The following is a 26,678-nucleotide window of genomic DNA, read 5'->3' as shown; positions in this document are numbered from 1 at the left end:
CCTCTACCTGCGTCACCGCGCTCATATTCCCGATCGCGGCTCTCGGTATCGTGTTTTCACGCCTGATCACCCGCGCTCGTCGGCAACGCGGCCGCGCCGTGTGCGGACGCGCTCTGCCTAATCGTGGGTTCCTTCGATTTGGGTGCCGTGCGGGCGAGGCCGGCCAGCGCGGCCTTGCGCCGCCGCCGGGCCTGCAATTGCTGATCCGCCAGCACGCCGATCAGAATCACGGTGCCCATCACCGCGAAGTTCAGCGAGTTCGGAATGCCGAGGATGTTGACGAGGTTCTGCAGCACCTGCAGCAGCGCCGTCCCGAGCACTATGCCGAGAATGGAGCCTTCACCGCCGCGCAGGCTGCAGCCGCCGAGGACGGCCGCCGCAATCGCATAGAGTTCGTAGAAATTGCCGAAGGAACTCGGCGAGACCGAGTTGGTGTAGAAGACGAACAGGACGGTCGAGACGCCGGCAAGGCCGCCGCTGATGACATAGGCGGTCGCGATCACGAGGTTAGTCCTGATGCCGGAGTAGCGCGCCGCTTCCTCGTTCTTGCCTACGGCATAGAGCCAGCGCCCGTAGACCGAACGGTGCAGCAGCACGCCGAGGATCACCGCCAGGATGATCAGGAAGATGAAGGTGTTCGGAATACCGGCAACATTGCCGGAAGCGATGTTGCTCAGCGTGCTGGCCTCGTCGCCGTAGCCGAAGCCGCGTGTGGAATCGCTGGTGTAGTAGCGCGCGGCGCCGCGATAGATCAAAAGCCCGCACAGCGTCACGATGAAGGGCTGCATCCTCAGCCGGGTGATCAGGAAACCCTGGATACCGCCCAGCGCAAGCCCACCCATCAGGACCAGCAGCAGCGCGAACGGCCAGGGCACCTGATAGGTCGTCAGCAGGTCGATGAAGACGACGCCGAGCAGCGCGAACATCGAGCCGAGCGAAAGATCGATGCCTCCGGTGATAATGACGAGCCCTTCACCCAGCGCGAACACACCGAACAGGCCGATCAGATTGGCCATGTTCAACAGGTTCACGAACGACAGAAAGGCCGGGTTGATCGCGCCGGTGATGGCGGAGATCACCGCCAGCAGCAAGAACAGGCCGAGTTCTTTCTTCATCATGGCGTTGCGGCCTCCACGGTTTCGAGCGCTTGGCCGACCGCCAGCCGCAACACGTTGTATTCGCTGAACTGATCACGCTCGAGCACGCCGCTGACGCTACCTTCATGCATCACCGCGACGCGGTCGGAGACGCCGATGACCTCTTCCATGTCGGAGGAGATCATCACGATCGCGACACCCTGGTCGGCGAGGCTGCGCATCAGCGCGTAGATCTCGCTCTTGGCGCCGACGTCGATGCCGCGGGTCGGCTCATCGAAGAACATCACGCGGGGCTGCATCGAGAGCCACTTGCCCAGCACCACTTTCTGCTGGTTGCCGCCGGAGAGCGTCACCGCTTCGATGTCGATGCTCGGCGCCTTGATCGACAGGCGCCTCGCCTGGTCCTTTGCGACCTTGCGCTCGGCCGTGCCGTTGACCAGCCACATCCGCGCGTGGTCCAGCAGGCTCGCGAGCGTCACGTTTTCGCGGATCGGCAGTTCCAGAACCAGCCCGGATTTCTTGCGATCCTCCGGCACCAGGTAGATTCCCTGCCTGATCGCCTCGCGCGGCGAGGTGACATCGACCGGCGCGTTGTCGATCCTGATCTCGCCGCCCAGCACCGGATCGATGCCGAACACCGCGCGGGCCAGCGAGGTGCGGCCGGCGCCCACGAGTCCGGCGAGGCCGAGGATTTCGCCGCGCCGCACCGAAAGGTCGATCTGCCGATCGGGAAACGCCGTCGTCACCACGCCGGCGATGTCGCAGCCGCCCGGCTGCGGCGAATGCGCCGGCGGCGTATAAAGCGCCTTCAGGTCGCGGCCGATCATCAGGCGGATCATGGCAGCATGGCTCAGCTCGTTCCGCGCCAGCTCGCCCACGGTGCGCCCGTCGCGCAGCACGACGACGCGATCGGCGCAGCTCATGATCTCGCCGAGCCGATGCGAGATGTAGATCACCGAGATGCCGTGCGCCTTCAGGTCGGCGATCACCTCGAGCAGCCGTTCCGTCTCCGAAATCGTCAGGCTCGAGGTCGGCTCGTCCATGATGATCACGCGGGCGTCGATGGAGAGCGCTTGGCGATCTCCACCATCTGGCGCTCCGCGATCGACAGATTGTCGACCAGCGTGCCCGGCGTGAAATCGGCGCCCAGCCGTTCCAGCAGCGGCGTCACGCGGGCGCGCATCTCCGCATTGTCGACCAGCTTCAGTGGGCCGCCGACAAGCTTCTCGCGCCCGATGAAGACGTTAGCTGCGACGTCGAGATTCTCGAACAGGTTCAGCTCCTGGTGCACAAAGGCGATGCCGGCGAGCGTCGCCTCGTTCACCGTCATCCGGGCGTGCTCGGTGCCACCGATGCGGATCGCGCCCGCGCTTGGCGCGATCACGCCGGCCAGCACGCGCATCAGCGTCGATTTGCCGGCGCCGTTCTCGCCGATCAGGCCCAGCACCTCGCCGCGGCCGACGCGCAGATTGACGTCGTCGAGCGCCCTGACGCCGGGATAGGTCTTACTGATTCCGCTGAGTTCGAGCAGCGTCTCCGCCATTCGGCATATCCTCCTGCGCATCGCCCGGCCTGTCGCGGCCGGGCGATGAAGCCGACTGAAGTTACTTCTTCAGCAGCTCTTTCAGATGGGCGGCGAACTCCGCGACGTTGGCCTTGGTGATCACCTTGGTCGGCACGATCAGCTTGCTGTCCTTCGGGATCCAGGACTTGTCGCCATTCAGCGTCTTGATGATGTTGGTGGCGGAGAGGTAGCCGAACTCGTAGGGCTGCTGCACGACGGTGGATTCGATCGTGCCGTCGGAGATGCCGCGTAGCGTGCGCTGATCCTCGTCGAAGCCGACGATCTTCACCTTGCCGGCCTTGCCCGCGGCCTTCACCGCGTCATAGATCAGCGGGGTCTCGTAGCTCCACAGGCCGGACAGCAGCGCGATGTCGGGGTATTTGACGAGCACGTTCTCCATGTTCGCCTTGGCCTTGGCGAAGTCCACCTGGTCGGTGAACACGTCGACCAGCTCGACCTTGGTGCCGGCGATCGATTCCTTGATGCCCTGCACGCGCTCGCGGGCGTTATCGGCGTCCATCGTTCCGACGAACAGCGCGATCTTGCCGCCGTTCGGCAGCGCCTTCTTGATCTCCTCGCCGGCCTGCCGTCCGGCCGCGACGTTGTCGGTGCCGATATAGGCGAGGCGATTGCTCTGCGGCGCGTCGCTGTCGGTCGTGATCAGCACGGTCTTGGCCGCAACCTTGTTGAGTTCTTCGGTCGCATGCGGTGCATCGTCGACGGAGATCGAGATGCCGGCGACGCCGCGCACCAGCAGGTCGTCCAGCTCGCGCCTTTGGCCGGCCGCAGTGCCTTCGTTGGTGACGATCAGCTCGATATTGTAGTCGGAGTGCTCTTTCTGCGCCTTCTCGAGCCCGCGGCCCGCGATGGTCCAGAAGTCGGCCGCGACGTTGGTCACCAGCGCGATGGTCTTTTTTTGCTGCGCCTGTGCTATCCCCGTGGCCATCGCGAGCGCGGCTGCGCCCGCCAACAACGGCACGATCAATCTTCTTGTTGAGTCATTCATATGCACCTCCCTGTCGACACCCCCGGTGAGGGGATTTCACACCCGGCGCTTTTCACGCCTTATTTTATTCACGTAACTAATAAATTAGCGCGACAAAATGTCCAGTCAAGGATGTTCGAGTCCATACCTTGCAAGCAAGAATAGTAGGAAGGTGATGTATTTCGGCCGCTATCGACGCTTTCTGGCCAATATTTGAGGCGTATCCGTTGAATAATTTTATCAAGCGAATTAAAAAAGCCGGCATGAATGAGCAGCCCGAACCGCTGAGACGCGCTTCAAGTCTGGCCCGCGGATCGAACCGCGACCGTCTCGTCGAAGTCTTGCGGCGCCAGGGGCCGTTGCCGCGCGTCGAACTGGCGCGCAGCACCGGGCTGAGCTTCCCGGCCATTTCGGCCATTACGTCGAAGCTGATGGCGGAAGACCTGCTGGTTGAGGCCGAGACGGATGCCGCGACGTCGTGGCCGGACGATACCGAAGACGAGGATACGGATGGGCTGAACGGCCGCCGCCGCGGCCGTCCGGCCGTCCTGCTCACCTTGAATCCTGAATTCGGTCGCATCATTGCCGTCTCGCTGCGCATGAATTTGATCGAGACGTTGATCGCCGATTTCAGCGGCTCGGCCATGGCGCAGTCGCGGCTCGAACTGACGACGCGGGGCCTCGATGCAGACGCGTTGCGCGATCTCGTGATCGCGCAGATCGAGGCCATGCTCGAAGCGACCGGCACGCCGCGAGACCGGCTGCTGGGAATCGGGATTGCGCTGCAAGGCATCGTCGACGCCGACGCCGGCCGGCATCTGTGGAGCCCCGCGCTGTCGATCACCGACGTCGACCTGGCAAAACCGATCCGCGAGGAATTCGGCGTCGAAGTCGTGATGGCGAACGATGCGGTCGCGGTGGCGCTCGCGCTCGTCGCGGCCGAGCCGGCACTGGCGCAGGGCCTCACGGCCACGCTCATGGTCGGTCACGGCATCGGCATGGGCATCGTTGTCGACGGTGAAGCGCGCTGGGGTGCCGGTGCGGGCAGCGAGATCGGCCATGTCAAGTTGACGCCGAATGGCCCGCAATGTCGCTGTGGTCAGCGCGGCTGCATCGAGGCCCATCTCGCCGACTATGCGCTCTACCGCGACGCCCGTACCTTCCTCGACCTGCCGCCGGCGGTGTCGCAGCAACCGTCCGAGGCGCAGATGGCGCTGCTGCGCGCGCGGGCACGCGCCGGCGATCCCCGTCTCGAGCAGCTATTCCGCCAGGCGGGCCACGCGCTCGCCGAAGCGGTCGCCACGACGATATCGGTGTTGCGCCCGCATCATTTGATCCTCGCAGGTCCCGGCCTGGAGGCGTTCGACATGATGCGCACCGCCTATGAAGAGCGGCTCGAGCAGGCGGTGCTGCCGTGGCTGCTCAAGTCGACGGCGATCCATGTGCGTCCCAGCGAGTCGGCGACGATCGTCGACGGTATGGTGCGGCGGACGCTGCGGGTCGTGGACCGAAGCCACATGGAATCGACCGAGTGAATCTCGGGAGCTGTGGCTCTCCGCTTGAGCCGCAGCAGAGCAACCGACGCGCTTCAGGCGCCAAATCGAGAGAATGCCAATGCAGGGTGCCGTCTATCCAAGCCTCAAGGACCGGACCGTTCTGGTCACCGGTGGCGGTTCCGGCATTGGCGAGGCCATCGTCCGCCAGTTCATCAACCAGGGCGCGCGAGTCGGTTTCATCGACATCGATCTGACGTCCTCGGAGCAACTGCTGTCCGATCTGGGAGCGCAAGCGCGCGTGCACTTCGAACACGCCGATCTGCGCGACATCGGCGCGCTGCGCCGCGCGGTCGACGGCATTCGCGAAGCGCTCGGGCCGATCACCATCCTGGTCAACAACGCAGCGCGCGATGATCGTCATGCGATCGAGGACGTCACCCCGGAATTCTGGGACGAGCGGATCGCGGTCAACCTCAAGCATCAGTTCTTCAGCGCCCAGGCGGTCGCACCCGACATGAAGCTGGCGGGCGGCGGTGCGATCATCAACATCGGATCGGTGAGCTGGGTGATCGGACAGGGCAACATGCCCTGCTACACCACGGCCAAATCCGCGGTGCAGGGCCTCACCCGCGCGCTGGCCCGCGATCTCGGACCGTACAACGTGCGGGTCAACTCCATCCTGCCCGGATGGATCATGACCCAGCGGCAGCAGGATCTGTGGCTGACGCCCGAGGGCGTCACTGAACTGATGCAGCGGCAATGCCTCAAGCGCAAGCTTGTGCCTGACGACATCGCCCGCGTCGTCCTGTTCTTCGCCGCCGACGACAGCGGCGCCTGCACCAACCAGAGCCATATCGTCGACGGCGGCTGGGTCTAGCGGTTCAATTGACCGCGTTGACGCGCCGGACGGGCGCGGGTTGCGCTGCTATTTGTCGTAAGCTGTCTGATGCGAACGGATCAGATTGTCGGTCCACGCATCGGGTATGTGGGGCAGGGCCAGATCCTGCGTGCGGTCGAGCAGCAACTCGAGCACCCGCGGCGGGGTTAATGGAAGCGTCTGGACGCGCTTGCCCGTGGCGTTTGCAACGGCGCAGGCGACGGTCGCTCCGACGTTGAGGATCGGCACCTCGCCGGCCCCCTTGGTGCCGAGCGGTCCGATTGACGGCGCCCCCTCGTAGAGACTGATTTCGACCGGCACGACATCGAGCGCCAGCGGCACACGATAGGTTTCGAAGCCGTTCTGGCAGACCCGGCCGTTGCCGCCGATCGTGACCTCCTCGTGCAACGCATAACCCAGCCCCTGCACGACACCGCCCTGGATCTGGCCGTGGATCGCGCGCGGGTTCAGCGCGCGGCCGACGTCCTGCACCACGCGATAGCTCAGCACCTCGACATGTCCGGTTTCCGGATCGACGGCGACCTCGCAGTCATGGACCGCGAAGACGGGAATGTCGATCGCGTCGATGAAATGTCCGGCGACGCAGCCGGGCATCGCGGGCACGCCGGCGCCGGTGAAGGCGCCGGTGCCGGAGACCGGGCCACCGAGCGCCTGGGCGCGGGTTGCGACCTCCGTGACGGTGCGGCCGGAGCCCGGCACGCCGGCGATTTCGATCCGGCCCTCGCGCATGACAAGATCATCGGGCGCAGCCTCGATCATCTCGGAAGCGACCTTCAGGAGCTTGGTGCGCACCTCCTGCGCTGCCGACAGGCTGGCCGCGCCGAGCGAGACGGTGGTGCGGCCACCGCCGACGCGACGTCATAGCCGGCCGCATCGGTATCGGCGGCGCGCACGATCACATGCTCGGGCGCGATGCCGAGCGTACTGGCGACGATCTGCGGCAGGCTCTGCATCATCGAGCCGGACCCAATTTCGACGCCAGACGTGACCAGCGTCGCTGTGCCGTCGGCGTTCATGTTCACCGTCGCGGCCGACGGGCCGACGAAGACGAACCAGGTGCCGACGGTGGTCGCCCGTCCATAGAGCCGGCCGTCGCCGCGCGCCGGCGGCGGCGCGGCCGCATCGCGCAGCGTATCCATCCGCTCGAGCATCGGGCCGAGCACGTTGCCTTCGAATATCTGGCCGGTGGCGCCGAGATCCCGGTCGCCGAGCACATTGCGGCGGCGGAGGGCGAGCGGATCCATTCCGATCCTTGCCGCGATCTCGTCGGTGTGCCGCTCCAGCGCAAAGGTGTTGTAGACTCCGTTGCAGCAGCGGAACGCGCCGTTCGGCGCCGTGTTGGTGTAGACCGCGCGTGAGACCATGCGCACGCTTCCGAGCCGGTAGTTGCCGCCGAGCGTGTGCGCGGTCATGGTGGTCAGGAAGATCTGCTCGCCGCCATAGGCGCCGCAGTCCATCAGGACCACCGCCTCGCGCCCAACGATGTCGCCCTCGCGGGTCACGGCCGAGCGGATGCGGATATCGGCGTTCTCGCGGAACAAGCAGGTGAGCATCTCCTCCTCGCGCGAATTGACCAGGCGTACCGGCCGGCCGCTGGCGCGGGCGAGCAGGGCGGCGAACGGTTCCACCGCCAGATCGAATTTGAGGCCGAAGCCGCCGCCGACCGGCGGCACGGTGACACGGACCTGTGACGCCGGCACGCCGAGCAGGCGCGCGGTCGCATTGCGGATGCTCCAGGGAACCTGCGTCGACGTCTCGATGTGGAAGCGCCCGTCCTCGTAGCTCGCGACCACCGCACGCGGCTCGAAGGCGACGTGGTTCTGCCGGCCGACGCGAAAGCAGCTTTCGACGATCTCGACGTCAGGCCGGGCAAAGGCGGCATCGACATCGCCGCGAACGACGGTCGCCTCCCAGGCGACGTTGCCGCCACGTGTGCTGCCTTCGAGCAGGACCTCGTAGTCGCGCCAGTCCGGATGAACCAGACGTGCATCCGGCGCCAGCGCATCGGCCATGGTCAAGACGGCGGGAAACGGCTCGATCTCGACGTCAATCGCCGCGAGCGCGGCTTGCGCCTGCGCCAGCGTGACGGCTGCGACTGCGGCCAGTGGTTCGCCGTCGTAGCGGATGACGTCGCGGGCGAACAGCGGGTGATCGGCGATGCCGATCCCGATCATTCCGGGCGCATCGGCCGCCGTTACGATGGCGCGCACCCCCGGCATGCGGGCTGCCCTGGAGGTATCGAGACGAATGAGCCGCCCGGCCGGTACGCTGGCGCGCAGCACCGCGGCATGCAGCATGCCCGGCAGATACCGATCGATGGTGTAGCGCGTGCGGCCGCGCAGCTTGTCGGCGGCGTCACGCCGGCGCAGATCCATCGTTGCGGAAACGTCGGACATTCCTGCACCTCCCCGATCATCTCGTGGCCAAGGCGAGCAATGTCGCCTCGACGATGCGTTCATAGCCGGTGCAGCGGCAGATGTTCCCGGTCAGCGCCGCGCGGATATCGTCACGGGTTGCATCCGGCCGGGTCGTCAGCAGGTGTGTCAGGCTCACCACCATGCCGGGAAAGCACATGCCGCATTGCACGGCATCGCCGGCCTCAAGCGCAGCCTGGATGCGATTCAATTGGCCGTGCGGCGCAAGGCCTTCGACTGTCTCGATCTCGCGGCCGTTGGCCAGCGCCGTGGGCAGCAGACATGACGGCATGGGCTCGCCATCGACCAGCACCATGCAGGCACCGCAAAAGCCCTCGCGACAGACCGGCTTCGCACCGGTCAGGTGCATCTCCTCGCGCAGCACATCGACCAGCGGGGTGGCAGGGTCGGCCGCGGAGGAGAGGCGATCGCCGTTCACGGTCAGATTGAATCCCATGTCATCCCCGCGCGTTCATGAGCCGAGCGCAGCGATCGCTGCACGGCGGACGAGGCCGGGCAGCACGCTGACACGATACCAAGCCGGCGCATCGACGCTGTCGCGGCCGGTGAATTCGTCGCTGAGCTCGGCGGCAATCCGTGCCGCTTCTGCGGCGTCGAGTGGACGTCCGAGAAGTGCTGCTTCAAGCCGCGGCCAGCGGCGCGCGCTTGATTCGACCGATCCGACCGCGATCCGCGCCACATTGATCCGGTTCGCCGCATCGACGCGGACTGAAAGGCTGACGATGGCGACCGGATAGTCGCCCGACCTGCGCAGAGGCAGTCGGATATGGGCGGTCCTGCGTTCCGCCCGCGCCACGATGATCCGTGTCAGCAGCCGGCCGGAGGCGAGGGTTGACCGGACCTCGAGGAAGTGCGCCAGGCTGATGCGCTCGCAACCGTCGCGGCCCGAGATCTCGACCTCGGCGTCGAGACACAGCAGCGCCGGCACGCAATCCGCCGCGGCGAAGTCCGATGCCGCGAGATTGCCGCCGATCGTCGCCATCGCGCGGATCGCGGGGTTGGCGGAGCGTCCGGCGGCCGCGGCGAGGCCGGCAAATTCCGGAAGGTCGGCCAAGGCTGCCGCTAGCGCCGCGTGCGTGACTGCCGCACCGATCTCGACTGCGTCGCTGCCGATCCGGATTGCGGTCAGCTCGGCGATCCTTCCGATCGCGACATAGTGGGGCCTGAGCGGCTCGTGCCGGATCGGAGATCGCATGATCCATGTGCCGCCGGCCAGGGGAGAACCTGCGGCTCCGCAGTCGTTCAGCGCATCGAGGGCGGCGGTGAGCGAGGGTGCGATATAGATCGATGTCGGTGTATCGCGCGCCGCGACCGGGATGTTCCGGATCGGTGTGCCTGCCATCATGCGCTCCGCTCCTGCCGCAGGCGATCCAGCAGGACGCCGATGATGACGATCGCGCCGAGCACGACCATCTGGACGTATCCGTCGATCCGGGTGAGGTTCATGCCGTTGGACAGGATCGTGATGAACAGCGCGCCGAGCACCGCGGTGCCGACCCCGCCGCGTCCGCCGGCCAGGCTCGTTCCGCCGACCACGGCGCCGGCGATCGCCTGCAGCGAGAGCGCGCCGCCGAGGTTAGGTTCACCTGATCCAGTCCGCGCCGTCATCATGATCGCACCCAGCGCGGCAAGCCCCGAGCACAGCACATAGGTCGTGACCAGAATGCGCTTGACCGGCAGGCCGGCGACCGCCGCGGCACGCGGATTGGTGCCGATCAAATAGAGCGAGCGGCCGAACACGGTGCGGGCCAGCAGCAAATGCAGTCCGACGCCGACTGCTAAGGTGATCGCAATCGCTGCCGGCACACCGAAGATGCTGCCGCTGTAGAAGATCTGCGAGAACGGAGCCGGCACGCCCTGGACAGGCCGTCCCGACGAAAGCGTGGTCGCAATCCCGATCGCGATGTTGTAGCTGCCCAGGGTCGCGACGAACGGATTGACGCCGAGCAACGCGACGACCACGCCGTTGAACAGGCCGCATGCGATGCCGAGCGCGAAGCCGGCCGCGAGCCCGGCGAGCAGCACGGCAGCCGGGCCATGGCCCGACGCGGTGGCGCTGGCCATCGCGAGCGCAGTGCCGACGCTCACCATCGATACGGTCGGGCCAAGGGCGAGATCGAAGCCGCGGGTCAGGATGACGACGGTCTGCGCCATCGCGAACAGCGCCAGATAGCTGGTCTGCTGCGCGATGTTGAGCAAATTGGCCGGCGACAGCACGCCGTGGTCCACGGTGGCGAAGCCGAGCAACAGCACCGCCAATGCGACCGGCAGCACCGCGCTCCAGAGCCGGCGGCCAAGCGTCAGCTTCGGGCGGTCGGTGTCCTTGGCGGCAACGGTCAATTCGAGGTCAGACACGCGGCTTGCTCCGTCGGCTGAGTTCGTCGAGCGCCACGGCGGCGACCATGATGATGCCGAGGAAGACCGGCTGAAGCCGCGAGTCGACGTGCAGGAGGTTGAGCGCGTTGCCGAGGATGGTCAGGAACAATGCGCTGACGGCGACGATCTCGATGCGCCCGACGCCGCCGCGCAGGCTGACGCCGCCGATCACCGCGGCGGCGATCGATTGCAGCATCATCCGGTCGCCGCCGAAGCTGGCCTGGCCGGAGCCGACCTGCGCCGTCAGCAGAATGCCGGTCAATGCCGCAAGCACGCTCGAGACGACGTAGGTGCCGACGATATGACGCTGGATCGTCACGCCCGACACCACCGCCGCATCGACATTGCCGCCGATCGCGTAGACGTAGCGGCCGAACAGCGTGCGCCGCTGTGCAAACACCATCACCAGGATCACGATCAGCGCGACATGGGCGGCCGTCGGCAGTCCGAGCGCCCGCGCGCGGCCGAAGCCTTTCACGAAGATCTCGGGCATGCCGTAAACCGGGATGCCGTTCGTAATCATGAGGCCGACACCGGTGGTCGCCGACATCGTGCCCAGCGTCACCACGAAGCCGGAGACCTTGAGCCGTGCCACGCAGAAGCCATTGACGAGCCCGACCACCACGCCGCAACCGAGCCCGGCCGCGACCCCGCTGGCGATGATGAGGCCGTTGGAGCCGGGAAAGGCGGCCGCCGTGACCGCCATGGTCTTTGCGGTGACGACGCTCGCCAGCGCCACGAGCGCACCGACCGAAAGATCGAAGCCGCCGGCGATGATGACCAGCGCCTGGCCGCAGGCGACGATCGCCAGCAGCGAGGCATTGCGCAGGATGTTGAGGACGTTGATGAGGCCGTAGAACTGCGCATCGATCGCCGACATGCCGGCCACCAGCAGCACAAGCAGGGCCGGCAGCAACCCGATTCGGCCTGCGATTGACCGGAGGCTGACCGAGCGCCGTGGCGCGGCGACGACGAGGGCCGTGTTCATGCGACCTCCGCGGTCAGATGCTCGCGGAAGAAGCTCGAGAGCACATTCTGTTCGGTCTTCTCAGTGCCGGTCAGCTCGGCGGCGACACGGCCCTGATGCATGACGTAGAGCCGGTTCGACAGCGCCAGCACCTCGGGCAGTTCGGACGACACCACGATCACGGCGGCGCCCGCGTCGACGAGGCGCTTCATGAACTCGTAGACCTCGAGCTTGGCGCCGACATCGATGCCGACGCTCGGCTCGTCGAACAGGAACACGGTGAGCTCGCGCGTCAGCGCGCGTCCCAGCATCACCTTTTGACGATTGCCGCCGGACAATGCGCCGGCGCTCCGTTCGATGTTCGGCGGCCTGAGCTGCAGCTGTCCCATGATGCCCGCGATCTTCACGCGTTCGGCGGCCTGCCGCAAAATGCCGAAGCGGGCGAAGGCCGGCAGGTCTAGCCCGGTCATCGACGCGTTCTCGCGGATCGGACGGGACAGCGCGAGCCCTTCGGCGATCCGGTTGGCGGGAAAGTAGGCGACGCCGCGCTTGAGGCTGTGCCTCGGGGTTGGAAATTCGTAAGGCGCACCGCCGATCCGGATCGTGCCGGTCGACGCGCGCTCGATGCCGTAGATCGCGCGGATCAGCTCCGACTTGCCGCACCCGACGAGGCCCGCGATGCCGGTGATCTCGCCGGCTCGGGCATGGAAATTGACGCCTGTAACGCTTCCGTCGGCGAGCGTCAGGTTCTCGACCTCTACCATCACCTTGTCCGGCTGGTGGGCGATGGCGGGGAACAGCAGGTCGATGGTGCGGCCGGTCATCAACTCCACCAGCTCACTGTCGGTCGAGGTCGCGGCGTCGAGGGTCCGGATGTGACGGCCGTCGCGCAGCACCGTCACGCGGTCGGCCAGCGCGCGGATTTCGCGCATGCGATGTGAGACGTAGATCAGCCCGACATTCTGGTCCTTCAGGCGCGCGATCAGTTCGAACAGCCGTCCGGTCTCGCGTTCGGTCAATGACGCGGTCGGTTCGTCGAGGATCAAAAGGCGGACGCGGCCGAGCAGGGCCTTGGCGATCTCGGCCATCTGCTGATGCGCGCGGGACAGGTCGTCGATCCGTCGCGCGGGATCGAGGTCGAAGCCGAGCTCGTCGATCAGCGCGCTGGCGCGCTTGCGCATCTGGCGCGAATGCAGCACGCCGCCGCGCGTGATCTCGCGGCCAAGGAACAGGTTCTCTTCAACTGTGAGGCTCGGGATCAGAGAAAATTCCTGAAACACCGGGCTGATGCCGATCTCTCGCGCGCGCTGCGGCGTCAGATGGTGGATCTCCTCGCCGCCGAAATGAAAGGTGCCCTCGTCGGGTGGAAAGGTGCCCGAGACGATATTGATCAGGGTCGACTTGCCGGCGCCGTTTTCGCCAAACAGGACGTGTAGTTCGCCGGCACGGACATCGAGGTCGACGCGGTCGAGCGCCCGGACACCGGTGAACCGCTTCGATATGCCGCGCAACTGAAGTAGGGGCGCGGCCGGCTTCGGATCGATCTCGACGTTCATCCGCGTCTCCGTGGCCGTGAGCGGGCAGGCGGGAGTCGTGCTCCCGCCCCGATCGTTCGGCCTACTTGGCCTTGACCGAATAGACCGGTGTCCAGCTTGCAGGTGCCAGCACGAGATCCATCTGCAATTTCGGCACGGTGGTCTTGTCGATGACGGTGGCCACCGGCTGGACGAGGCTCATGACCGGCTTCTTCTCGATCAGACGCACCGCCTGGTCGATTGCGATCGCGCCTTCGCCGACGGGATATTGCGTTGCGAAGGCGAGGATGTCGCCGCGGTTCAGCGCATCGAGCATGGCCTGGTTCTCGTAGGACGATACGATCTTCAGGTCGCTTCTGCCGGCCTCGGCAACCGCGCCGATGGCGGCTTCGGCGGTGGGGGCGGTGCCCCAGATCACGTTCATGGCGGGATAGGCCTGCAGCGCGTCCTGGATGAGCTGAAGCTGCACGGCGACGCCGGAGTCGCCGAACTTCTCGGCCAGGATCTTGGCGTTCGGGTTCTTGGCGATCGCCTTCTTGAAGCCCTCGTTGAACGACTCTGCCCAGCCTGAGCCGGCCGGACCGGGGAACGTAACGATATTGAGCTTATCGCCGGGCTTTGCCTGCGCCAGCAGACCGTCGCCGGTGACCTCGCCCATCGCGACGAAGTCGACATAATTGGCCGCGGGCAGCGCGTTGGGCGGCAGCGGATTGGTGACGCCGACCACCGGCACGCCCTTGGCCTTGGCTTCCTCGAATTTCTTGCTGAGGCCCGCGCCGGAGATGGCGCCGACGATGATCGCATCCGGTCCGCTTGCCATGCAGTCGTCGAACTGCGACAGCTGCTTGGGCAGATTCTCGTAACCGCCGGCCTCGTAGAGGTTCATGTTGACGTTCATCGCCTCAGCTTGCTTCACGATGCCGTAGGCGACGGCGACCCAGAAACTGTCCTTCATGTGGGGAAACAGCACGCACAGTTTGTAGGGCTTCTCGGCCTTCGGCAGCGGCGTGTAGTCGGCGGGCTTCGGCGTGCCGGATGACGCATCGTAGACCCTCATCGGAAACCATGGCGTCTCGGTCCCCGCCGCCGCCGGAGTGGCGGCGCTGGCAAGAGCAAGAGCGGCGGCGATGCCGAGCACGGAGCGGATCGGCCTCAGCCGGTTGGAAGAAAGGCACGTCGAGATCGTCATAGCGCAATCCTCATGGTTCGAATGAAACTGCAGGGCGGCGGCTTCTCGTCCTCTTTCGCTAGATGGGCCGCGCCGTCTGCTGGCGGCGCGGGCCGTCGATGACGATCAGCCCGCCTTCCACATCGCGACCGAGCGCCGCTCGAACGCTTCGCGGAACTGGCGGGTGGATTCGGCAAGCAGCGCGCCGGTGCCCCAGTCGAGGATCACCGCGTGCTTGCGGATCACGTCGAACGTGTTGAGCTCTCCGTTGCGGTAACGCTGCGCCACCGTCTCCGGATCGAGTCGGACATTGGCGACGCGTTCGGAGCGGATCCTGGCGCGGAGCGCCGCGGTCGCGACCTTGTCGACCTCGTAATTGCAGAGCTCGGCATCGATCGTGTGCACCACGACGCCATAGTCCTTGGCGGCGCGCTCCACCGAGACGTAGTCGTCCTTGATGTCTTCGATCACGAGGTTCGGATCGCGCTCCAGCGGATCGCCGAACCCGCCGCCGCCGGCGGTCGGACGCGAGAAGACGTCGCCCTCGCCGATCGGCACGTCCGAGAAGATCGAGCCGAGCCGCTCCTCGGCCGCGCTGCCGGCGCGCTTCAGGGTCAGGCCGTGCGGCATCGACGGCAGGCCGCCCTCAATGCCCCACACGATGGCGCGCTCGCGGTCGCAGATATAGGAGATCACGGTCTTCTCGGCCTGCAGCATCCGCGACGTCTTCATGACGCCGGCGCCACCGCGCCATTTGCCGGGGCCGGGCGAGTCCGTGAGGATCTCGCATTCGGTGGTCAGGATCGGGTTGGCGCGCTCCTGGCCTTCGACCGGCTGCGACATCAGCCCGGTGCCGAAGCAGGCGGTCGTGACATTGCTGCCGTCCTTGCCGTTGCGTCCGCCCCAGCCGCCGGGCAGCCAGTCGTAGAACATGAAGATCGGCTTGTCGGAGCTGCGGGCGTCGAGCCCGCCGGTCAGCAGATATTCGAGATTGAAGGCGCAGGCGAGCGCGCGCTCCGGCATCAACTTCGACCACATTTCGTAGATCGAGTTCATGATCTTCTCGAACGGCATCAGGAAGCCGGTCACCGCGATCGGCCATTTGGCATCGACGATCGAGCCTTCGGGGGCGATGATCTCGAAGCAGCGGTAGAAACCGGAATTGAGCGGCAGGTCGGGGAAGAAGGTCTTCGTGCCGGCCGCAACCGCCGAGAAGGTGGCGCCGAACGCCGAGTTGTAGATCGAGCCGATGGTCGGATGGCTGCCGGTGAAGTCGTAGATCGCGCGGTCACCCTTGATCGTCAGCTTGATGCGGATCGGGATCATGCCTTCGCCGCCGGCCGGATCGCGGTCGATGAAGTCGACGGTTTCCCATTCGCCGTCGGGCAGCGCTGCGATGCGCTGCCGCGCCGAGCGCTCGACATAGTCCTGGACCGCGGCAAGCCCGGTCTCGACCGTGTCGCGGCCGTATTTGCCGACCAGGCGCAGGATCTCGCGTTCGCAGACCGCGGTAGCTTCGGCCTGCGCCTGGATGTCGCCGATGATCGAAGCCGGGTCGCGGGTGTTGGAGGCGATCAGATGCGCGACGTCCTTGCGCAGGCCGTTCTTGTCGAACAGGCGGACTGGTGTAATGCGCAGGCCCTCGCGGAACATCTCGCGGGCGGCGACGTCGAACGATCCCGGCACGCTGCCGCCGACGTCCGACCAGTGTCCGTTGGACTGGCTGAAGGCGATGATCTTGCCGTCGGCGAAGATCGGGCGGATCAGCCGCACGTCGGAAAAGTGCGTGCCGCCGGCATAGGGATCGTTGATCGCGAAGACGTCACCCTCATGCATGTCGCCTTCGAAATGGCGCATCACGTCCTTGCAGGTGAAATGCAGTGTGCCGACGTGGACGGCGATGTCCTGGTTGCCTTGCGCCGCGCATTCGCCGTTGGCGTCGTGCAGCGCGCTCGAGAAGTCGCGGTTGTAGATCACGAAGGAGTAGCAGGTCCTCAAGACCTGCTCGCCCATCTGGTCGACGCTGGTGATGAAGGAGTTCTTCAGGACCTCGAAGGTCACGGGATCGAGCGGGAGAGCCGTGTCCATGGTTCACTCCTTCACGCGGATGATGATGTTGAGATATTTGTCGACCTCGGCGCTGGCGCCGGGCGGCACGACAGTCGTCGCATCGAGCTGCTCGATGATCGCGGGGCCTTGAAAGGAGAAGCCGCAGGGCAGGTCGTCGCGCTGATAGACGGGCGTATCGAGCCCGCTGCCCTCGAACCACACCCTGCGGCGGCTGACCGGCCCGGGGCTAGCGCCAGTCGGCTTGTGAACGGCAAATTCGGCCTTCGGAACCACACCGACGGCCTTCAGGTTGAGGCGGAAGAAGCTGACAGGTGCGGTGTCGCGGCGGAAATTGTATTCGCGCTGGTGCTCGGCGTGGAAGCTCTGCACCAGGTTGGCGATCGCGCCGATCGGCTGCGGCGCGTTCACCGCGAGCGAACGCCACTGGCCGCGATACATCATGTCGATCGAGCGCTGCAGCACGATGTCGTTCTGCGCGACGCCCTCATGGATGAGGCGCGCGAGCGCGGCTTTCTCGAGCTCGGCGAACTGTGCTTCGATCTCGGTGGCGTCGGCGTCGACCGCGTCGACCATGCAGCTCTGCGAGAAATCGTGCTGCATGTCGACGAGCAGGCATCCGAGCGCGGAGGTCACGCCGGGATTGGGCGGCACGATCACGACCGGAATCGACAGCTCGCGCGCGACGTCGACCCCGTGCAGCGCCGGCGCCACCGAACGCCACCAGCGCGAAGTCGCGCGGATCGTAGCCGCGGCTGATCGAGATCAGCCGCACCGCATCCGACATGTTGGCATTGGCAACCTTGACGATCGCGTCCGCGGCTTCGTGCAGGCCGAGGCCGAACGGTTTTGCGACGCCGTCTTCGACCGCCTGCTCGGCCAATGCCGGATCGAGCTTGACCTTGCCGCCGGCAAGATCGGTGCCGAGCCGGCCCAGCGTCACATTGGCGTCGGTGTTGGTTGGCTGCGTATTGCCGTTACCATAGCAGGCAGGTCCCGGGTGGGCGCCGGCCGATTGCGGGCCGTTGCGCAGGGAGCCGGCCGGATCCGTCCACGCCAGCGAGCCGCCGCCGGCACCGATGGTAAGCACCTCAATCGAGGCGAAGCGGATCGGATAGCCGAATTCGATGTGCCAGTCCTTGGTGACGCGCGAGTGGCCTTCATAAGCCAGCGAGACGTCGGTGGAGGTACCGCCCATGTCGAGTCCGATCGAGTTGGGGAAGCCGCAGAGGCCGGCGATATAGCGGCTGGCGATCGCGCCGGCGGCGATGCCGGAGCCGGCGAGGCGGGCGGCAAAGTCCTTGACGCTCGCCGGCGTCATCACCCCGCCGCCGGTGTGCAGCAGCAGGAGATCGCGGGTGTATCCCTCGCGGGCGAGGCGCTCACCGAGCCGGCTCGTGTAGTTGACGACGACCGGGCTTACGACGGCGTTGGCAACCGTGGTCGAGAACCGCTCATGCTCGAAGATTTCGGGAAGCACCTGCGAGGAGATCGACACCGGAATATCGGGCATCTCCGCCAGCAGGATGTCGCGCATCGCGCGCTCATTTGCTCCGTTGAGATAGGCGTTCATGAAGCAGACCGCGACGGCGGCGACGCCACGGCGCTTGAGGATGCGTGCCACCTCGCGCGCCGCCTCGACGTCGAGCGGCTCGATCACCTTGCCGCCGGCATCGACGCGCTCGGGCACGGTCAGGCGATCGCGCCGCGGCACATAGGGCCGCACGACGTCCTTGTAGGTGTCCCAGAGGTCTTCCTTGTTGGCGCGCCGGATCTCGATGACGTCGCGGAACCCCTTGGTCGTCACCACGGCGGTGCGGGGCAGGCGGCGCGTGATCAACGCGTTCGTGGCGACGGTCGTGCCGTGCGAGAACAGCGCCACCCTGGACAGATCGATCCCGGCCTTGGACACGCCGCCCATGATCCCTTCGATCGGATCGCGCGTGGAGGAGGTCTTCTCGATGCGGATGAGACCAGTCGTCTCGTCCATAATGCAGATGTCGGTGAATGTGCCGCCGACATCGACAGCCACACGAAGGTCCTGCACCATGCGTCTTCCTTTCGAACAAGCGTTTCGCTGATCTTAGGCAGAGCGGCGGCCCGCCTTCTTGACGCTGAGCGCAGGAAGACTTGTGCGAGAGAGCGAACCGCTTGGCAGACCATGCCTGCCCGAACCGGCGGCGGGCTGCCCAACAAACGATCAGGGGCGGTGCGGTAGTGGTGCCGTCGTCAGGCGTTGGCGGCGCGCGAGGTGGCGCGCGCTTCGCTCGGGGTGCAGCCGAACCGGCCGCGATAGTTGCGGCTGAATTGCGCCTGGTCGGCAAAGCCCCATTGATAGGCGATTTCCGAGATGCTCTTGCGGCAGCTCGCATCGCGCAGCAGGGCGTCGCACATCGCCAGCCGCTGGTTGCGGATATAGGCGCAGACGGTCAGACCCTCGCCTTCGAAGATCTGGTGCAGATAGCGCAGCGAGATGCCGCAGCCGTCGGCGATCATCTGCGGCGTGAGCCGCATGTCATCGAGCCGGGCACGGATGAACTGTTCGCAGCGCAATAGATGCCCGTTGCGCACCGAGGACGAGTGGCCGGTCAGCACGCGGTCGTCGGATTCGATGGCCATCGCAAGCAGCTCGATCAGGTGCTTGCCCATGATCGTGCGGGCGGTGTCGTCCATCTCCTCGATGCGTTCGCCGGAGAGGCGCAGCGTGTCGACGAACAGCGCGCCGACGCTGCGGCTGGCGTCGAATTGCAGCGTAGCGAGGCGCTCCGGCCGGGAAATACGTGCGCGCAGCACCGCGCTCGGGATCTTCAAGCACCACAACGCCGTCGGGTCCTGATGGCTGAACTCGTAGGGCAGATGGCTGCGCTCGATCAGGAATGCGCCGGGCCGGCAGTGCACCACCTTGCCGTCCTGCTCGAAGCGGATTTCCGCAAGCTCGGGCACCGTGATCAGGAAGGATTCCTCCCGCTCGCTCAGGAGATGCCGCTCATGGCGCTTGTACAGCAGGCCATTGGCGATGTTTCGCGAGACCGAGAGGGGACCCATCGACCAGGCGCCGAGGCGGGCGTCGAATTCGCGCGTGCTCGGGAAACGCAGGTCGAGCGAGTAATAAGTCTTCGAGACGACCTCCTGCCAGTACTGGCGGCGGCTCTGCAACGGGATGTCATTGGTCGTGTAGGTGACTTGCATGTCTCACTCCCCGCCGCCGGCTGTACCTCCGGTCGTCGTGTCCCCGGACAAAGTTTGGCGAGGACAGCCGCACGGCGTCAAGTCGAATAAAACGGAAACAGATATTCTAGATTTCGATCGCCTCCTCGGCCTGGTGCCGGGGATCCATGCTGACGGGGGGGCGCCCCGGGCCGACGCCGGCAACCGCAAAGCGCATGAAATCGCGGAACGCCATCGCCGCTTCCGACGGCCTGGTGTCGCGCCGCCAGGCAAGACCAATATCCATGCTGGGCACCTCGTCCTCGATGACGCGGGTCTCGATCCGCTGTCCCTCCAGCGACCAGGGCCGGTAGATCAGGTCGGAGAGGATGGCGATGCCCATGCCGCCTGCGACCATCGAGCGCACGGCCTCGACCGACGAGGTGCGGAAGATCGTGTTCGGCTCGAGCGAGGCATTGCTCCAATAGCGCATCGAGGTGTGCTTGGCCTCGTCGACGGTGAGCATGACGTAGGGATAGGTTGCGATGTCGGCGAGATGGACCCGCTCGGCGCGGGTCAGCGGATGTTCGGGCGCAAGCCACAGGCGGCGCGGCGACCGCAGCAGCGTCTCGCTCGTCAGCATGGCGTTGTCGCGCAGGTTCGAGACCAGCATCACAGCGAGATCGAGCGCACCGTCGACGAGCGCGCGTTCCAGCACGTCGCGCGGTGCCTCGAACAGTTCGATCGTGATGCCGGGAAAGCTTGCCTGGAAGCGCTTCTGGTGGCGCGGCAGGAAATAACCGGACACGGTATAGGTGACGCCGATGCGGATCGTGCCGAACAGCGGTCCCGCCGATATCTGTGTGTTGCGCACCGCCTCGGCGACGGCAGCGAGGATCTGGCGACCCTGCGACAGGAATCGGCTGCCCTCCATCGTAACGGTCACGCCGTTCGGCGCGCGCTCCAGCAGGCGGGCGCAGACGGTCGCTTCGAGCTGCTGAATCGCCGCGGTGACCGCGGATTGCGAGACGTTGAGGTCGATCGCCGCCTGGCTGATGCGCCCGGTCTCGGCGGCGGCGACGAAGTAACGGATCTGTTTCAGAGAAACGGACATCGCGGTTGTTCCGATGTTGCCTAACTCGTGAGCGGTGTTTCTCAGCCCGGCGGTATTCTTTGCAACTCTCGTGCCGACAAGCCGAGAGCGCGCGGCGGCGCCGATTCCGGACCTGAGAGGCCGCAACCGACGGCCTGAACCGCAGGACGTGATCACGCGGTCACCGGATCGGTGACCGCGGTCTTGGCGGGCAGGGCAGCTTGCCGGCGACTATGCCAATGCGCTGTGCAGCCTGCCGAGCAACTCCGAGCGGCTTTTGCGCGCCGCGAGCGCCTCCTTCATATCGACCTTGACGAACTTCACCGGTGTGTTGGGCTGCAGCTGGCCGATCAGGTCCATGTCTGCGGCGATGACGGTCCCGACCATGAAGTAACCGCCGCCGGAGACTGCATCACGATGCAGCACGATCGGTTCGGTGCCGCCGGGAACCTGGATCGAGCCGTAGGGATAGCAGGCATCGGTGATGTTGGACGGGTCAGAGCCGGCGCCGAACGGCGGTTCACGTGGAACGAATTCGAGCGGCTTGCCGCCCTTGAAGCGATAGCCGATCCGATCCGCCTCCGGCGCAACCTTCCAGGTGTCGGAGAAGAATCCGTTGCCGGCCGCCTCGGTGATGCGGTGCCAGTAAAGACCAGGCATCGCGCGCAGCTCGGTCGGCATTCCCGCCGGTTGTCCGCGCAAATCCCTGGCGACGCTGCGTCCTTCCTTGCCTGTCGCGGCGGCATGGCCGATCGGCAGTTCGTCGCCGGCCTCGAGCTTGCGGCCCTTGAAGCCGCCGAGCGCGCCGAGCGCGTAGGTCGAACGCGAGCCGAGAACGACGGGCACGTCGATGCCGCCGGCAACCGCGATGTAGCCGCGCGCCCCCTGCTTGAGGAAGTCGAAGGAGAGGATCTGGCCGCGCTTCACCTTGAAGCTGGTCCAGGTCTCGCGCGGCGCGCCGTCTAGTTTCGGCGGCAGTTCCGCGCCGGTGACTGCGACGACGGCGTCCTCGGTGAATTCGAGCTCGGGTCCCATGAACACGGCTTCGAGCACGGCCGCGCCGGCCTCGTTGCCGACCAGCAGATTGGCAGCCGCGAGCGCGTGACGGTCCATGCCCCCGGAGAGCGGAATGCCGATGTGATAATAGCCCGGACGTCCGAGATCCTGCACGGTGGTCGCAAGACCCGGCTTCAAAACCTTAACGGCCATGGAGAACTCCATCGAGCTTGGCGTTGTAGGCATCAACGTCGCGGTTGAACTCGGTCAGGGAGAACGAGACATCACGGATGATCGGAGCAAAGCGCCCGGCGTCGACGTCGGCGACCGCAGCGTCATAGGCCGCCCGGTCGATCGGCTTCCACTTCACGATGTCGCCCGGTTTGAACAGGCACATGAAGTCGCGCAAATAGCTGATGCTCTGGTTGGGGTCATAGATCGGCATCGGCGTGATGCCGAACATCTGGTAGCCGCCGGCGCCGCGCACCGAGTAGATGCAGCTGAAGCAGCCGCCATGCCCGACGGTGAGTTTCGGCGTGTCGGTGCGCGGACGCAGGTATTTCGGGGCCTGCAGCTGCCGCTTGCGCTCGACCATCTGGTAGAGGAAGGGCAGTCCGGCGACGAAGCCGACCATCGAGACGAACCAGGGTGCGCTGGAATGCGCCTTGATGAAGGCGTCGACGCTGTCGAGGCCATTGATGCGGGCGGCGTATTCGAGGTCGGTTCCGTTTGGGTCCTGATGACGTTCGCGGAAGCGCATCAGCGTTTCATGCGTCCAGGGATCGTTGTAGAGCACGGGAATCTCGATGATCCGCGTCTTGATCACCGGCTCCGATTTCTCCGATGCGGAATCCAGCCGCTTCAACTCGGTGAGGAGATCGTCCGGCTTGATCTGATCGGGATCGAACTTGACCTGATAGGACGCGTTGGCCGGACAGATCTCGGTGACGCCCCTGATCTTTGCGTCGCGCACCGCGTTGGTGATGAAGAGGCTCTTGAAAAAAGCCTCGAGCGACATTGCCTCGCCGACCTCGGCGAAGATGTGCTCGTCGCCGCCGAAGGAAAATCGAGTTTGCATGACTAGCGGCCTCCTGTTGCTGACGGAGCGGTTGTTTCGTCATCATGGTGCGACCTTGACGGCCGATGGTGGCTGAGCGGTGGCGAGGGCTGCGGCATGGGACTCCAGCCATGGCTCGAGCCACGCCGTATGGAAGCGTCCGGCCTGCACGTCGGCGTCGCGCGCCAGCGCCTGGTGCAGGGGCTTTGTCGTGAAAATGCCCTCGACGCTGAGCTCGGCCAGCGCGCGTTCGAGCCGCCTGATGGCGCTCGGCCGATCCTTGTCGTGCACGATCAGCTTGCCGAGCAGGCTGTCGTAGAACGGCGGCACCGTGTAGCCCTGATAGAGCATGCTGTCGAAGCGCACGCCGTCACCGCCGGGTACGCCGAGCGCGTTCACCGTGCCCGGATTGGGCAGGAAATTCCTGGCGGGATCCTCGGCATTGATACGGACCTCGATCGAATGGCCGCTGACGCGCACCTCGTCCTGGCGGATGCGCAAGGGTTCGCCGCCGGCGATACGGATCATCTCGCGCACGAGGTCGATGCCGGTGACCATTTCGGTGACGGGATGCTCGACCTGGATCCGGGTGTTCATCTCCAGGAAGTAGAATTCGCCGGTTCTATCGTCGTAGAGATATTCGAGCGTCCCGGCGCCGCGGTAGTTGACCGCCTTGGCCAGCGCCACGGCCGATGTGCATAGCTTTTCACGCACAGCCTGGGTCAGCGACGGCGAGGGCGCCTCTTCCCACACTTTCTGGCGGCGCCGCTGCAACGAGCACTCACGCTCGAAGCAATGGATCACGTCGCGTCCGTCGCCGAGCACCTGGACCTCAATGTGCCGTGCGCCTTCGACGAGTTTCTCGACATAGAGCCCGCCATCGCCAAATGCAGCCAGCGCCTCAGCCTGGGCCTGCGGCATCAGGTGATGAAATTCCTCGGCGGACCGTGCGATGCGAATGCCGCGTCCGCCGCCGCCGGCAGCGGCCTTGATCATGACAGGGAAGCCGGTTTTCTCGACCAGCGCAAAGGCCGCTTCCGCAGACTCCAGCCGCCCCTGGCTGCCGGGGACGGTCGGCACCCCGGCCGAGGCGGCGGCCTCGCGGGCGGCAACCTTGTCGCCCATCAGCCGGATCGATTGCGCGGTCGGGCCGACGAAGATCATTCCGGCCGCTTCGACGGCGGCCGCGAACTCGGCGTTCTCCGCGAGGAAGCCATAGCCGGGATGGATCGCATCGGCACCGGTGCTCTGCGCCGCGGCGAGGATCGCAGCCTGGTTGAGATAGGATTTCGCCGCCTGCGGCGGACCGATATCGACCGCTTCGTCGGCGAGCCGAACCGCGAGCGAGTCCTTGTCGGCCTTGCTGTGGACCTGAACGGTCGCAATGCCGAGATCGCGCGCGGCGCGAATGATGCGCACCGCGATCTCGCCGCGATTGGCTATGAGGAGTTTTCTGATCGCCATGGCTGGTTGGGGTTCAAACGTCGATTTCGGCGATCGGCTGGCCGGCCATCACGGCATCCTCGTTCTCGGCCAGGAAGCGAACGATCTTGCCGGCGGCGCCCGCCTTCACCTCGTTGAACGATTTCATCACCTCGATGAGCCCGATCGTGTCGCTCTCCACGACGACGTCGCCGTCGTTCTTGTAGACCGGCTTGTCGGGGGCGGGCTTGCGGTAAAAGATGCCCGGGAGCGGCGAGAAGATCTGCTGCGTTGCCATTGTTTCCTCGTACGTAATTGGTTTCTTTGCCGCGACGGCTCAGCGCGCGGTGAGGTAGGGGCGGACCGCTTCGCGGACGGCCTCCGCGATGGCGACGGCGTTCGGCGTGTCGGAGTGAATACAGATCGAATCGGCGCCGACCACGATGTCGTTTCCCGCGACCGTGCGGGTCTTGCCCTCGTTGACGGCTCTCGCGCATCGGGTCGCGGCGTCGGCCGGGTCCTTCGCCTCGTGCTCGCGCGTGATGATCAGGCTGCCGTCGGCATTGTAGTCGAGGTCGGCATAATACTCGGCGACGAAGGCGTGACCGCGGCGCTCATAGACCTGCTGGTGCAGCGTTCCCTTCATGCCGAGCAGCGGCACCTTGTAGACGTCAGCGGCATCAGCTACGGCCTCCGCAATGTCCTCGTTGCGCGACGCCATGCCGTACAGCGCGCCGTGCGGCTTGATGTGGTTGAGCGGCATGCCTTCGGCGTCCAGGAACGCCTTGAGCGCGCCGATCTGGTAGAGCAGGCAGTTGGACAATTCCTCGCGGCTGATCTTCATCTCCCTGCGGCCAAATCCCTGCAAATCCGGCAGCGAGGGATGCGCGCCGACCTTGACGCCGAACTCCCTCGCGAGCTGCACGGTCTTGCGCATGTGATTGAAGTCTGAGGCATGAAAGCCGCAGGCGACGTTGGCGACGTCGATATGGGGCATCAACGCCCTGTCGTCGCCCATCTTGTAGAGGCCGTAGGCCTCGCCCATGTCGCAGTTGATCACGACCATCTCCTGATTTCCTTCCAACAGGCTTCGTAGAGGACCGGCAGCGAGGCCGCCCTGCGTACGTCTGGCGCACCCAGGGCGGCGCGTTGCCGATTACTTGGACACCAGATAGTCGAGCGGGATCTTTTCCGAGATCGTCCACTGGTCGATGACCTTCGGCTTGCCGGCCTCGGTGTCGACGATCAGGTAACGGCCCTGGTTCTGGTGGTGGATGTCCTTGGTGAAGGTGCGCGGCCCGAACAGCGTGGGTTCGTTGTTCATCTTCTCGAGCTCGGCCACGACGGCCGCCGCATCGGTCGACTTGGCGCGTTCGACCGCCTTGGCCCAGACGTCGATCAGGACGTAGCCCGGATAGACGTACTGGCTCGACGGGTCGCCGCCGGTGACTTCCTTGTACTTCTTGTTGAACTCGTTGACCTTCGGGTTCGGGTCGTCGCCATAGACCGAGCCCTGTACCGGAACATAGAAGTTCGAGAGGTCGGGAACGGCGTTCATCCAGTAGCTGCCGTCGACGCCCGAACCGTTGAGGATCATCGACTTGATGCCGGCGGCGCGGATCTGCTTGATGGCGGAGACGGCGCCCGGCATCATCGTGCACAGCATGATGGCGTCAGGTTCCTTCGGCAGGCTCTTGATCCGGGTGATCTGCGAGGCGATCGAGGCGTCGTCGTTCTTGAAGGTGTCGCTGCCGACCAGCTTGGCTTCCTTCAGGCGCGGCAGCATCCAGTCGAAGCCGTCGCAGATGCCCTTGTTATAGACGGTCCAGCTGTCGAGCAGCCGATAGAAGCTGCGCGCGTTCTTCTTGGTGTACGCCCATTCCGACATGGTTGCGCCCTGCACCGGTGCCAGCACGGAGGCCGAGAACGAGAACGGGCCGACGCCGGGAATTCCGGCCTTGATCGATTCGGCGCAGAGGAAGAACGAAACCTTGCCGGCGGCCTGCGCCTGCAGCGCCGCGGGCGCGCCGAAATCGTAGTCGCAGGAGACGATCACGAGGTCGGCGCCCTGGTCGAGCACCGCAAGGCCGGCCTTGGCGCCTTCGGCCTGATCGGTCTTGGTGTCGGCAAACACCGGCTTGAGCTTCTTGCCGAGCAGGCCGCCGGCCTTGTTGATCTCGTCGATCCGGATCAGCGCCGCGTCCTGCGCCGGCTTGTCATAGGCCTGCATGAATCCGGATGCCGCGGTCGCAAAGCCAACAACGATCTCGTCGGCCGCCTGGGCCGGCGTGAACCAGAGCGTGGATGCTCCGGCCAGAATTCCGAGTAATGTCGTCAAGCGCATATGCCACTCCTCCAATTGTACAAAACGGGCG

23 protein-coding genes and 1 pseudogene are annotated in these 26,678 nt (G+C 65.6%); 2 read left to right on the top strand and 22 right to left on the bottom strand.

Annotated elements, in window-relative coordinates:
- Nucleotides 1–56: 56 nt before the first annotated feature.
- The 3 genes and pseudogenes from ALC15_RS23240 to ALC15_RS23230 form a co-directional block, all read right to left on the bottom strand.
- Nucleotides 57–1,118 carry an ABC transporter permease gene (locus ALC15_RS23240; RefSeq protein ID WP_050629263.1) on the bottom strand — a complete coding sequence of 354 codons (1,062 nt, stop codon included), beginning with the start codon at nucleotides 1,116–1,118 and terminating at the stop codon, nucleotides 57–59.
- A pseudogene (locus ALC15_RS23235) lies at nucleotides 1,115–2,640 on the bottom strand (sugar ABC transporter ATP-binding protein). Before ALC15_RS23235 ends, ALC15_RS23240 begins: the two are co-directional and overlap by 4 nt.
- Before the next feature lie 61 nt (nucleotides 2,641–2,701).
- On the bottom strand, nucleotides 2,702–3,667 hold the full coding sequence (locus tag ALC15_RS23230) for a sugar-binding protein (protein WP_050629262.1): 966 nt from the start codon (nucleotides 3,665–3,667) through the stop codon (nucleotides 2,702–2,704).
- Between the two features lie 242 nt (nucleotides 3,668–3,909).
- Here ALC15_RS23230 and ALC15_RS23225 point away from each other — a divergent pair, with 242 nt between their 5' ends.
- Both ALC15_RS23225 and ALC15_RS23220 read left to right on the top strand, forming a co-directional pair.
- The gene (locus ALC15_RS23225; RefSeq protein ID WP_050629261.1) at nucleotides 3,910–5,181 is read left to right on the top strand and encodes an ROK family protein; all 1,272 of its coding nucleotides are present in this window, start codon (nucleotides 3,910–3,912) and stop codon (nucleotides 5,179–5,181) included.
- Nucleotides 5,182–5,260: 79 nt separating this feature from the next.
- A complete protein-coding gene (locus tag ALC15_RS23220) occupies nucleotides 5,261–6,019 on the top strand; it encodes an SDR family NAD(P)-dependent oxidoreductase (protein WP_050629260.1) in 759 nt (252 codons plus the stop codon).
- Between the two features lie 48 nt (nucleotides 6,020–6,067).
- Here ALC15_RS23220 and ALC15_RS47245 read toward each other — a convergent pair whose 3' ends face one another.
- From ALC15_RS47245 to ALC15_RS23135, 19 genes are all read right to left on the bottom strand, one after another.
- On the bottom strand, nucleotides 6,068–6,832 hold the full coding sequence (locus tag ALC15_RS47245; protein WP_283806287.1) for a xanthine dehydrogenase family protein molybdopterin-binding subunit: 765 nt from the start codon (nucleotides 6,830–6,832) through the stop codon (nucleotides 6,068–6,070).
- Entirely contained in the window at nucleotides 6,814–8,436 is a 1,623-nt protein-coding gene (locus ALC15_RS47240) for a xanthine dehydrogenase family protein molybdopterin-binding subunit (protein ID WP_283806286.1), read from the bottom strand. The genes ALC15_RS47245 and ALC15_RS47240 overlap by 19 nt, the downstream gene beginning before the upstream one ends.
- 16 nt (nucleotides 8,437–8,452) lie before the next feature.
- Nucleotides 8,453–8,893: a (2Fe-2S)-binding protein gene (locus ALC15_RS23210; RefSeq protein ID WP_430649187.1), complete on the bottom strand. Its 441-nt coding sequence runs from the start codon at nucleotides 8,891–8,893 to the stop codon at nucleotides 8,453–8,455.
- A 33-nt stretch (nucleotides 8,894–8,926) separates the two neighbouring features.
- The gene (locus tag ALC15_RS23205; protein ID WP_244486221.1) at nucleotides 8,927–9,820 is read right to left on the bottom strand and encodes an FAD binding domain-containing protein; all 894 of its coding nucleotides are present in this window, start codon (nucleotides 9,818–9,820) and stop codon (nucleotides 8,927–8,929) included.
- The gene (locus ALC15_RS23200; RefSeq protein ID WP_050629257.1) at nucleotides 9,817–10,830 is read right to left on the bottom strand and encodes an ABC transporter permease; all 1,014 of its coding nucleotides are present in this window, start codon (nucleotides 10,828–10,830) and stop codon (nucleotides 9,817–9,819) included. The genes ALC15_RS23205 and ALC15_RS23200 overlap by 4 nt, the downstream gene beginning before the upstream one ends.
- Nucleotides 10,823–11,839 (bottom strand): ABC transporter permease, encoded by a 1,017-nt coding sequence (locus ALC15_RS23195; RefSeq protein WP_050629256.1) that lies wholly within the window; start codon nucleotides 11,837–11,839, stop codon nucleotides 10,823–10,825. The genes ALC15_RS23200 and ALC15_RS23195 overlap by 8 nt, the downstream gene beginning before the upstream one ends.
- Nucleotides 11,836–13,374 carry a sugar ABC transporter ATP-binding protein gene (locus tag ALC15_RS23190; RefSeq protein ID WP_050629255.1) on the bottom strand — a complete coding sequence of 513 codons (1,539 nt, stop codon included), beginning with the start codon at nucleotides 13,372–13,374 and terminating at the stop codon, nucleotides 11,836–11,838. Before ALC15_RS23190 ends, ALC15_RS23195 begins: the two co-directional genes overlap by 4 nt.
- 61 nt (nucleotides 13,375–13,435) lie before the next feature.
- On the bottom strand, nucleotides 13,436–14,542 hold the full coding sequence (gene torT, locus ALC15_RS23185) for a TMAO reductase system periplasmic protein TorT (RefSeq protein WP_050629254.1): 1,107 nt from the start codon (nucleotides 14,540–14,542) through the stop codon (nucleotides 13,436–13,438).
- 105 nt (nucleotides 14,543–14,647) lie between these two features.
- On the bottom strand, nucleotides 14,648–16,609 hold the full coding sequence (locus tag ALC15_RS23180; RefSeq protein WP_050629253.1) for a hydantoinase B/oxoprolinase family protein: 1,962 nt from the start codon (nucleotides 16,607–16,609) through the stop codon (nucleotides 14,648–14,650).
- Between the two features lie 3 nt (nucleotides 16,610–16,612).
- On the bottom strand, nucleotides 16,613–17,164 hold the full coding sequence (locus ALC15_RS46425) for a hydantoinase/oxoprolinase family protein (RefSeq protein ID WP_244486220.1): 552 nt from the start codon (nucleotides 17,162–17,164) through the stop codon (nucleotides 16,613–16,615).
- A complete protein-coding gene (locus ALC15_RS23175) occupies nucleotides 17,076–18,635 on the bottom strand; it encodes a hydantoinase/oxoprolinase family protein (RefSeq protein WP_244486219.1) in 1,560 nt (519 codons plus the stop codon). The genes ALC15_RS46425 and ALC15_RS23175 overlap by 89 nt, the downstream gene beginning before the upstream one ends.
- Nucleotides 18,636–18,817: 182 nt before the next feature.
- Nucleotides 18,818–19,777: an AraC-like ligand-binding domain-containing protein gene (locus ALC15_RS23170; RefSeq protein ID WP_050629252.1), complete on the bottom strand. Its 960-nt coding sequence runs from the start codon at nucleotides 19,775–19,777 to the stop codon at nucleotides 18,818–18,820.
- Nucleotides 19,778–19,883: 106 nt separating this feature from the next.
- Nucleotides 19,884–20,849 carry a LysR family transcriptional regulator gene (locus ALC15_RS23165; protein WP_050629251.1) on the bottom strand — a complete coding sequence of 322 codons (966 nt, stop codon included), beginning with the start codon at nucleotides 20,847–20,849 and terminating at the stop codon, nucleotides 19,884–19,886.
- Nucleotides 20,850–21,059: 210 nt separating this feature from the next.
- Nucleotides 21,060–22,037, bottom strand: a complete 978-nt coding sequence (locus ALC15_RS23160) for a 5-oxoprolinase subunit C family protein (protein WP_050629250.1) — start codon at nucleotides 22,035–22,037, stop codon at nucleotides 21,060–21,062.
- Nucleotides 22,027–22,902 carry a 5-oxoprolinase subunit B family protein gene (locus ALC15_RS23155; RefSeq protein ID WP_050629249.1) on the bottom strand — a complete coding sequence of 292 codons (876 nt, stop codon included), beginning with the start codon at nucleotides 22,900–22,902 and terminating at the stop codon, nucleotides 22,027–22,029. The genes ALC15_RS23160 and ALC15_RS23155 overlap by 11 nt, the downstream gene beginning before the upstream one ends.
- Before the next feature lie 42 nt (nucleotides 22,903–22,944).
- On the bottom strand, nucleotides 22,945–24,345 hold the full coding sequence (locus ALC15_RS23150; protein WP_050629248.1) for an acetyl-CoA carboxylase biotin carboxylase subunit: 1,401 nt from the start codon (nucleotides 24,343–24,345) through the stop codon (nucleotides 22,945–22,947).
- 13 nt (nucleotides 24,346–24,358) lie between these two features.
- Nucleotides 24,359–24,601 carry an acetyl-CoA carboxylase gene (locus ALC15_RS23145; RefSeq protein ID WP_050423756.1) on the bottom strand — a complete coding sequence of 81 codons (243 nt, stop codon included), beginning with the start codon at nucleotides 24,599–24,601 and terminating at the stop codon, nucleotides 24,359–24,361.
- Nucleotides 24,602–24,640: 39 nt separating this feature from the next.
- Nucleotides 24,641–25,369 carry a LamB/YcsF family protein gene (locus tag ALC15_RS23140; protein WP_050629247.1) on the bottom strand — a complete coding sequence of 243 codons (729 nt, stop codon included), beginning with the start codon at nucleotides 25,367–25,369 and terminating at the stop codon, nucleotides 24,641–24,643.
- 90 nt (nucleotides 25,370–25,459) lie between these two features.
- Nucleotides 25,460–26,647, bottom strand: a complete 1,188-nt coding sequence (locus ALC15_RS23135; RefSeq protein ID WP_094194042.1) for an ABC transporter substrate-binding protein — start codon at nucleotides 26,645–26,647, stop codon at nucleotides 25,460–25,462.
- Between the last annotated feature and the right edge of the window lie 31 nt (nucleotides 26,648–26,678).

This window comes from Bradyrhizobium viridifuturi, from assembly GCF_001238275.1.
Lineage (GTDB): Bacteria > Pseudomonadota > Alphaproteobacteria > Rhizobiales > Xanthobacteraceae > Bradyrhizobium > Bradyrhizobium viridifuturi.
This window is presented reverse-complemented; position numbering and strand designations above follow the sequence as displayed.

Excerpts from the sequence above, each read along its gene's own strand:
- ALC15_RS46425 (WP_244486220.1), bottom strand. The coding sequence starts at position 17,164 with ATGGTCGACGCGGTCGACGCCGACGCCACCGAGATCGAAGCACAGTTC.
- ALC15_RS23135 (WP_094194042.1), bottom strand. The coding sequence starts at position 26,647 with ATGCGCTTGACGACATTACTCGGAATTCTGGCCGGAGCATCCACGCTC.
- ALC15_RS23165 (WP_050629251.1), bottom strand. The coding sequence starts at position 20,849 with ATGTCCGTTTCTCTGAAACAGATCCGTTACTTCGTCGCCGCCGCCGAG.
- ALC15_RS23180 (WP_050629253.1), bottom strand. The coding sequence starts at position 16,609 with ATGGACACGGCTCTCCCGCTCGATCCCGTGACCTTCGAGGTCCTGAAG.
- ALC15_RS23240 (WP_050629263.1), bottom strand. The coding sequence starts at position 1,118 with ATGATGAAGAAAGAACTCGGCCTGTTCTTGCTGCTGGCGGTGATCTCC.
- ALC15_RS23195 (WP_050629256.1), bottom strand. The coding sequence starts at position 11,839 with ATGAACACGGCCCTCGTCGTCGCCGCGCCACGGCGCTCGGTCAGCCTC.
- ALC15_RS23225 (WP_050629261.1), top strand. The coding sequence starts at position 3,910 with ATGAATGAGCAGCCCGAACCGCTGAGACGCGCTTCAAGTCTGGCCCGC.
- ALC15_RS23170 (WP_050629252.1), bottom strand. The coding sequence starts at position 19,777 with ATGCAAGTCACCTACACGACCAATGACATCCCGTTGCAGAGCCGCCGC.
- torT (WP_050629254.1), bottom strand. The coding sequence starts at position 14,542 with ATGACGATCTCGACGTGCCTTTCTTCCAACCGGCTGAGGCCGATCCGC.
- ALC15_RS47240 (WP_283806286.1), bottom strand. The coding sequence starts at position 8,436 with ATGTCCGACGTTTCCGCAACGATGGATCTGCGCCGGCGTGACGCCGCC.
- ALC15_RS23160 (WP_050629250.1), bottom strand. The coding sequence starts at position 22,037 with ATGGCCGTTAAGGTTTTGAAGCCGGGTCTTGCGACCACCGTGCAGGAT.
- ALC15_RS23150 (WP_050629248.1), bottom strand. The coding sequence starts at position 24,345 with ATGGCGATCAGAAAACTCCTCATAGCCAATCGCGGCGAGATCGCGGTG.
- ALC15_RS23220 (WP_050629260.1), top strand. The coding sequence starts at position 5,261 with ATGCAGGGTGCCGTCTATCCAAGCCTCAAGGACCGGACCGTTCTGGTC.
- ALC15_RS23145 (WP_050423756.1), bottom strand. The coding sequence starts at position 24,601 with ATGGCAACGCAGCAGATCTTCTCGCCGCTCCCGGGCATCTTTTACCGC.
- ALC15_RS23190 (WP_050629255.1), bottom strand. The coding sequence starts at position 13,374 with ATGAACGTCGAGATCGATCCGAAGCCGGCCGCGCCCCTACTTCAGTTG.
- ALC15_RS23205 (WP_244486221.1), bottom strand. The coding sequence starts at position 9,820 with ATGATGGCAGGCACACCGATCCGGAACATCCCGGTCGCGGCGCGCGAT.
- ALC15_RS23230 (WP_050629262.1), bottom strand. The coding sequence starts at position 3,667 with ATGAATGACTCAACAAGAAGATTGATCGTGCCGTTGTTGGCGGGCGCA.
- ALC15_RS23140 (WP_050629247.1), bottom strand. The coding sequence starts at position 25,369 with ATGGTCGTGATCAACTGCGACATGGGCGAGGCCTACGGCCTCTACAAG.
- ALC15_RS23155 (WP_050629249.1), bottom strand. The coding sequence starts at position 22,902 with ATGCAAACTCGATTTTCCTTCGGCGGCGACGAGCACATCTTCGCCGAG.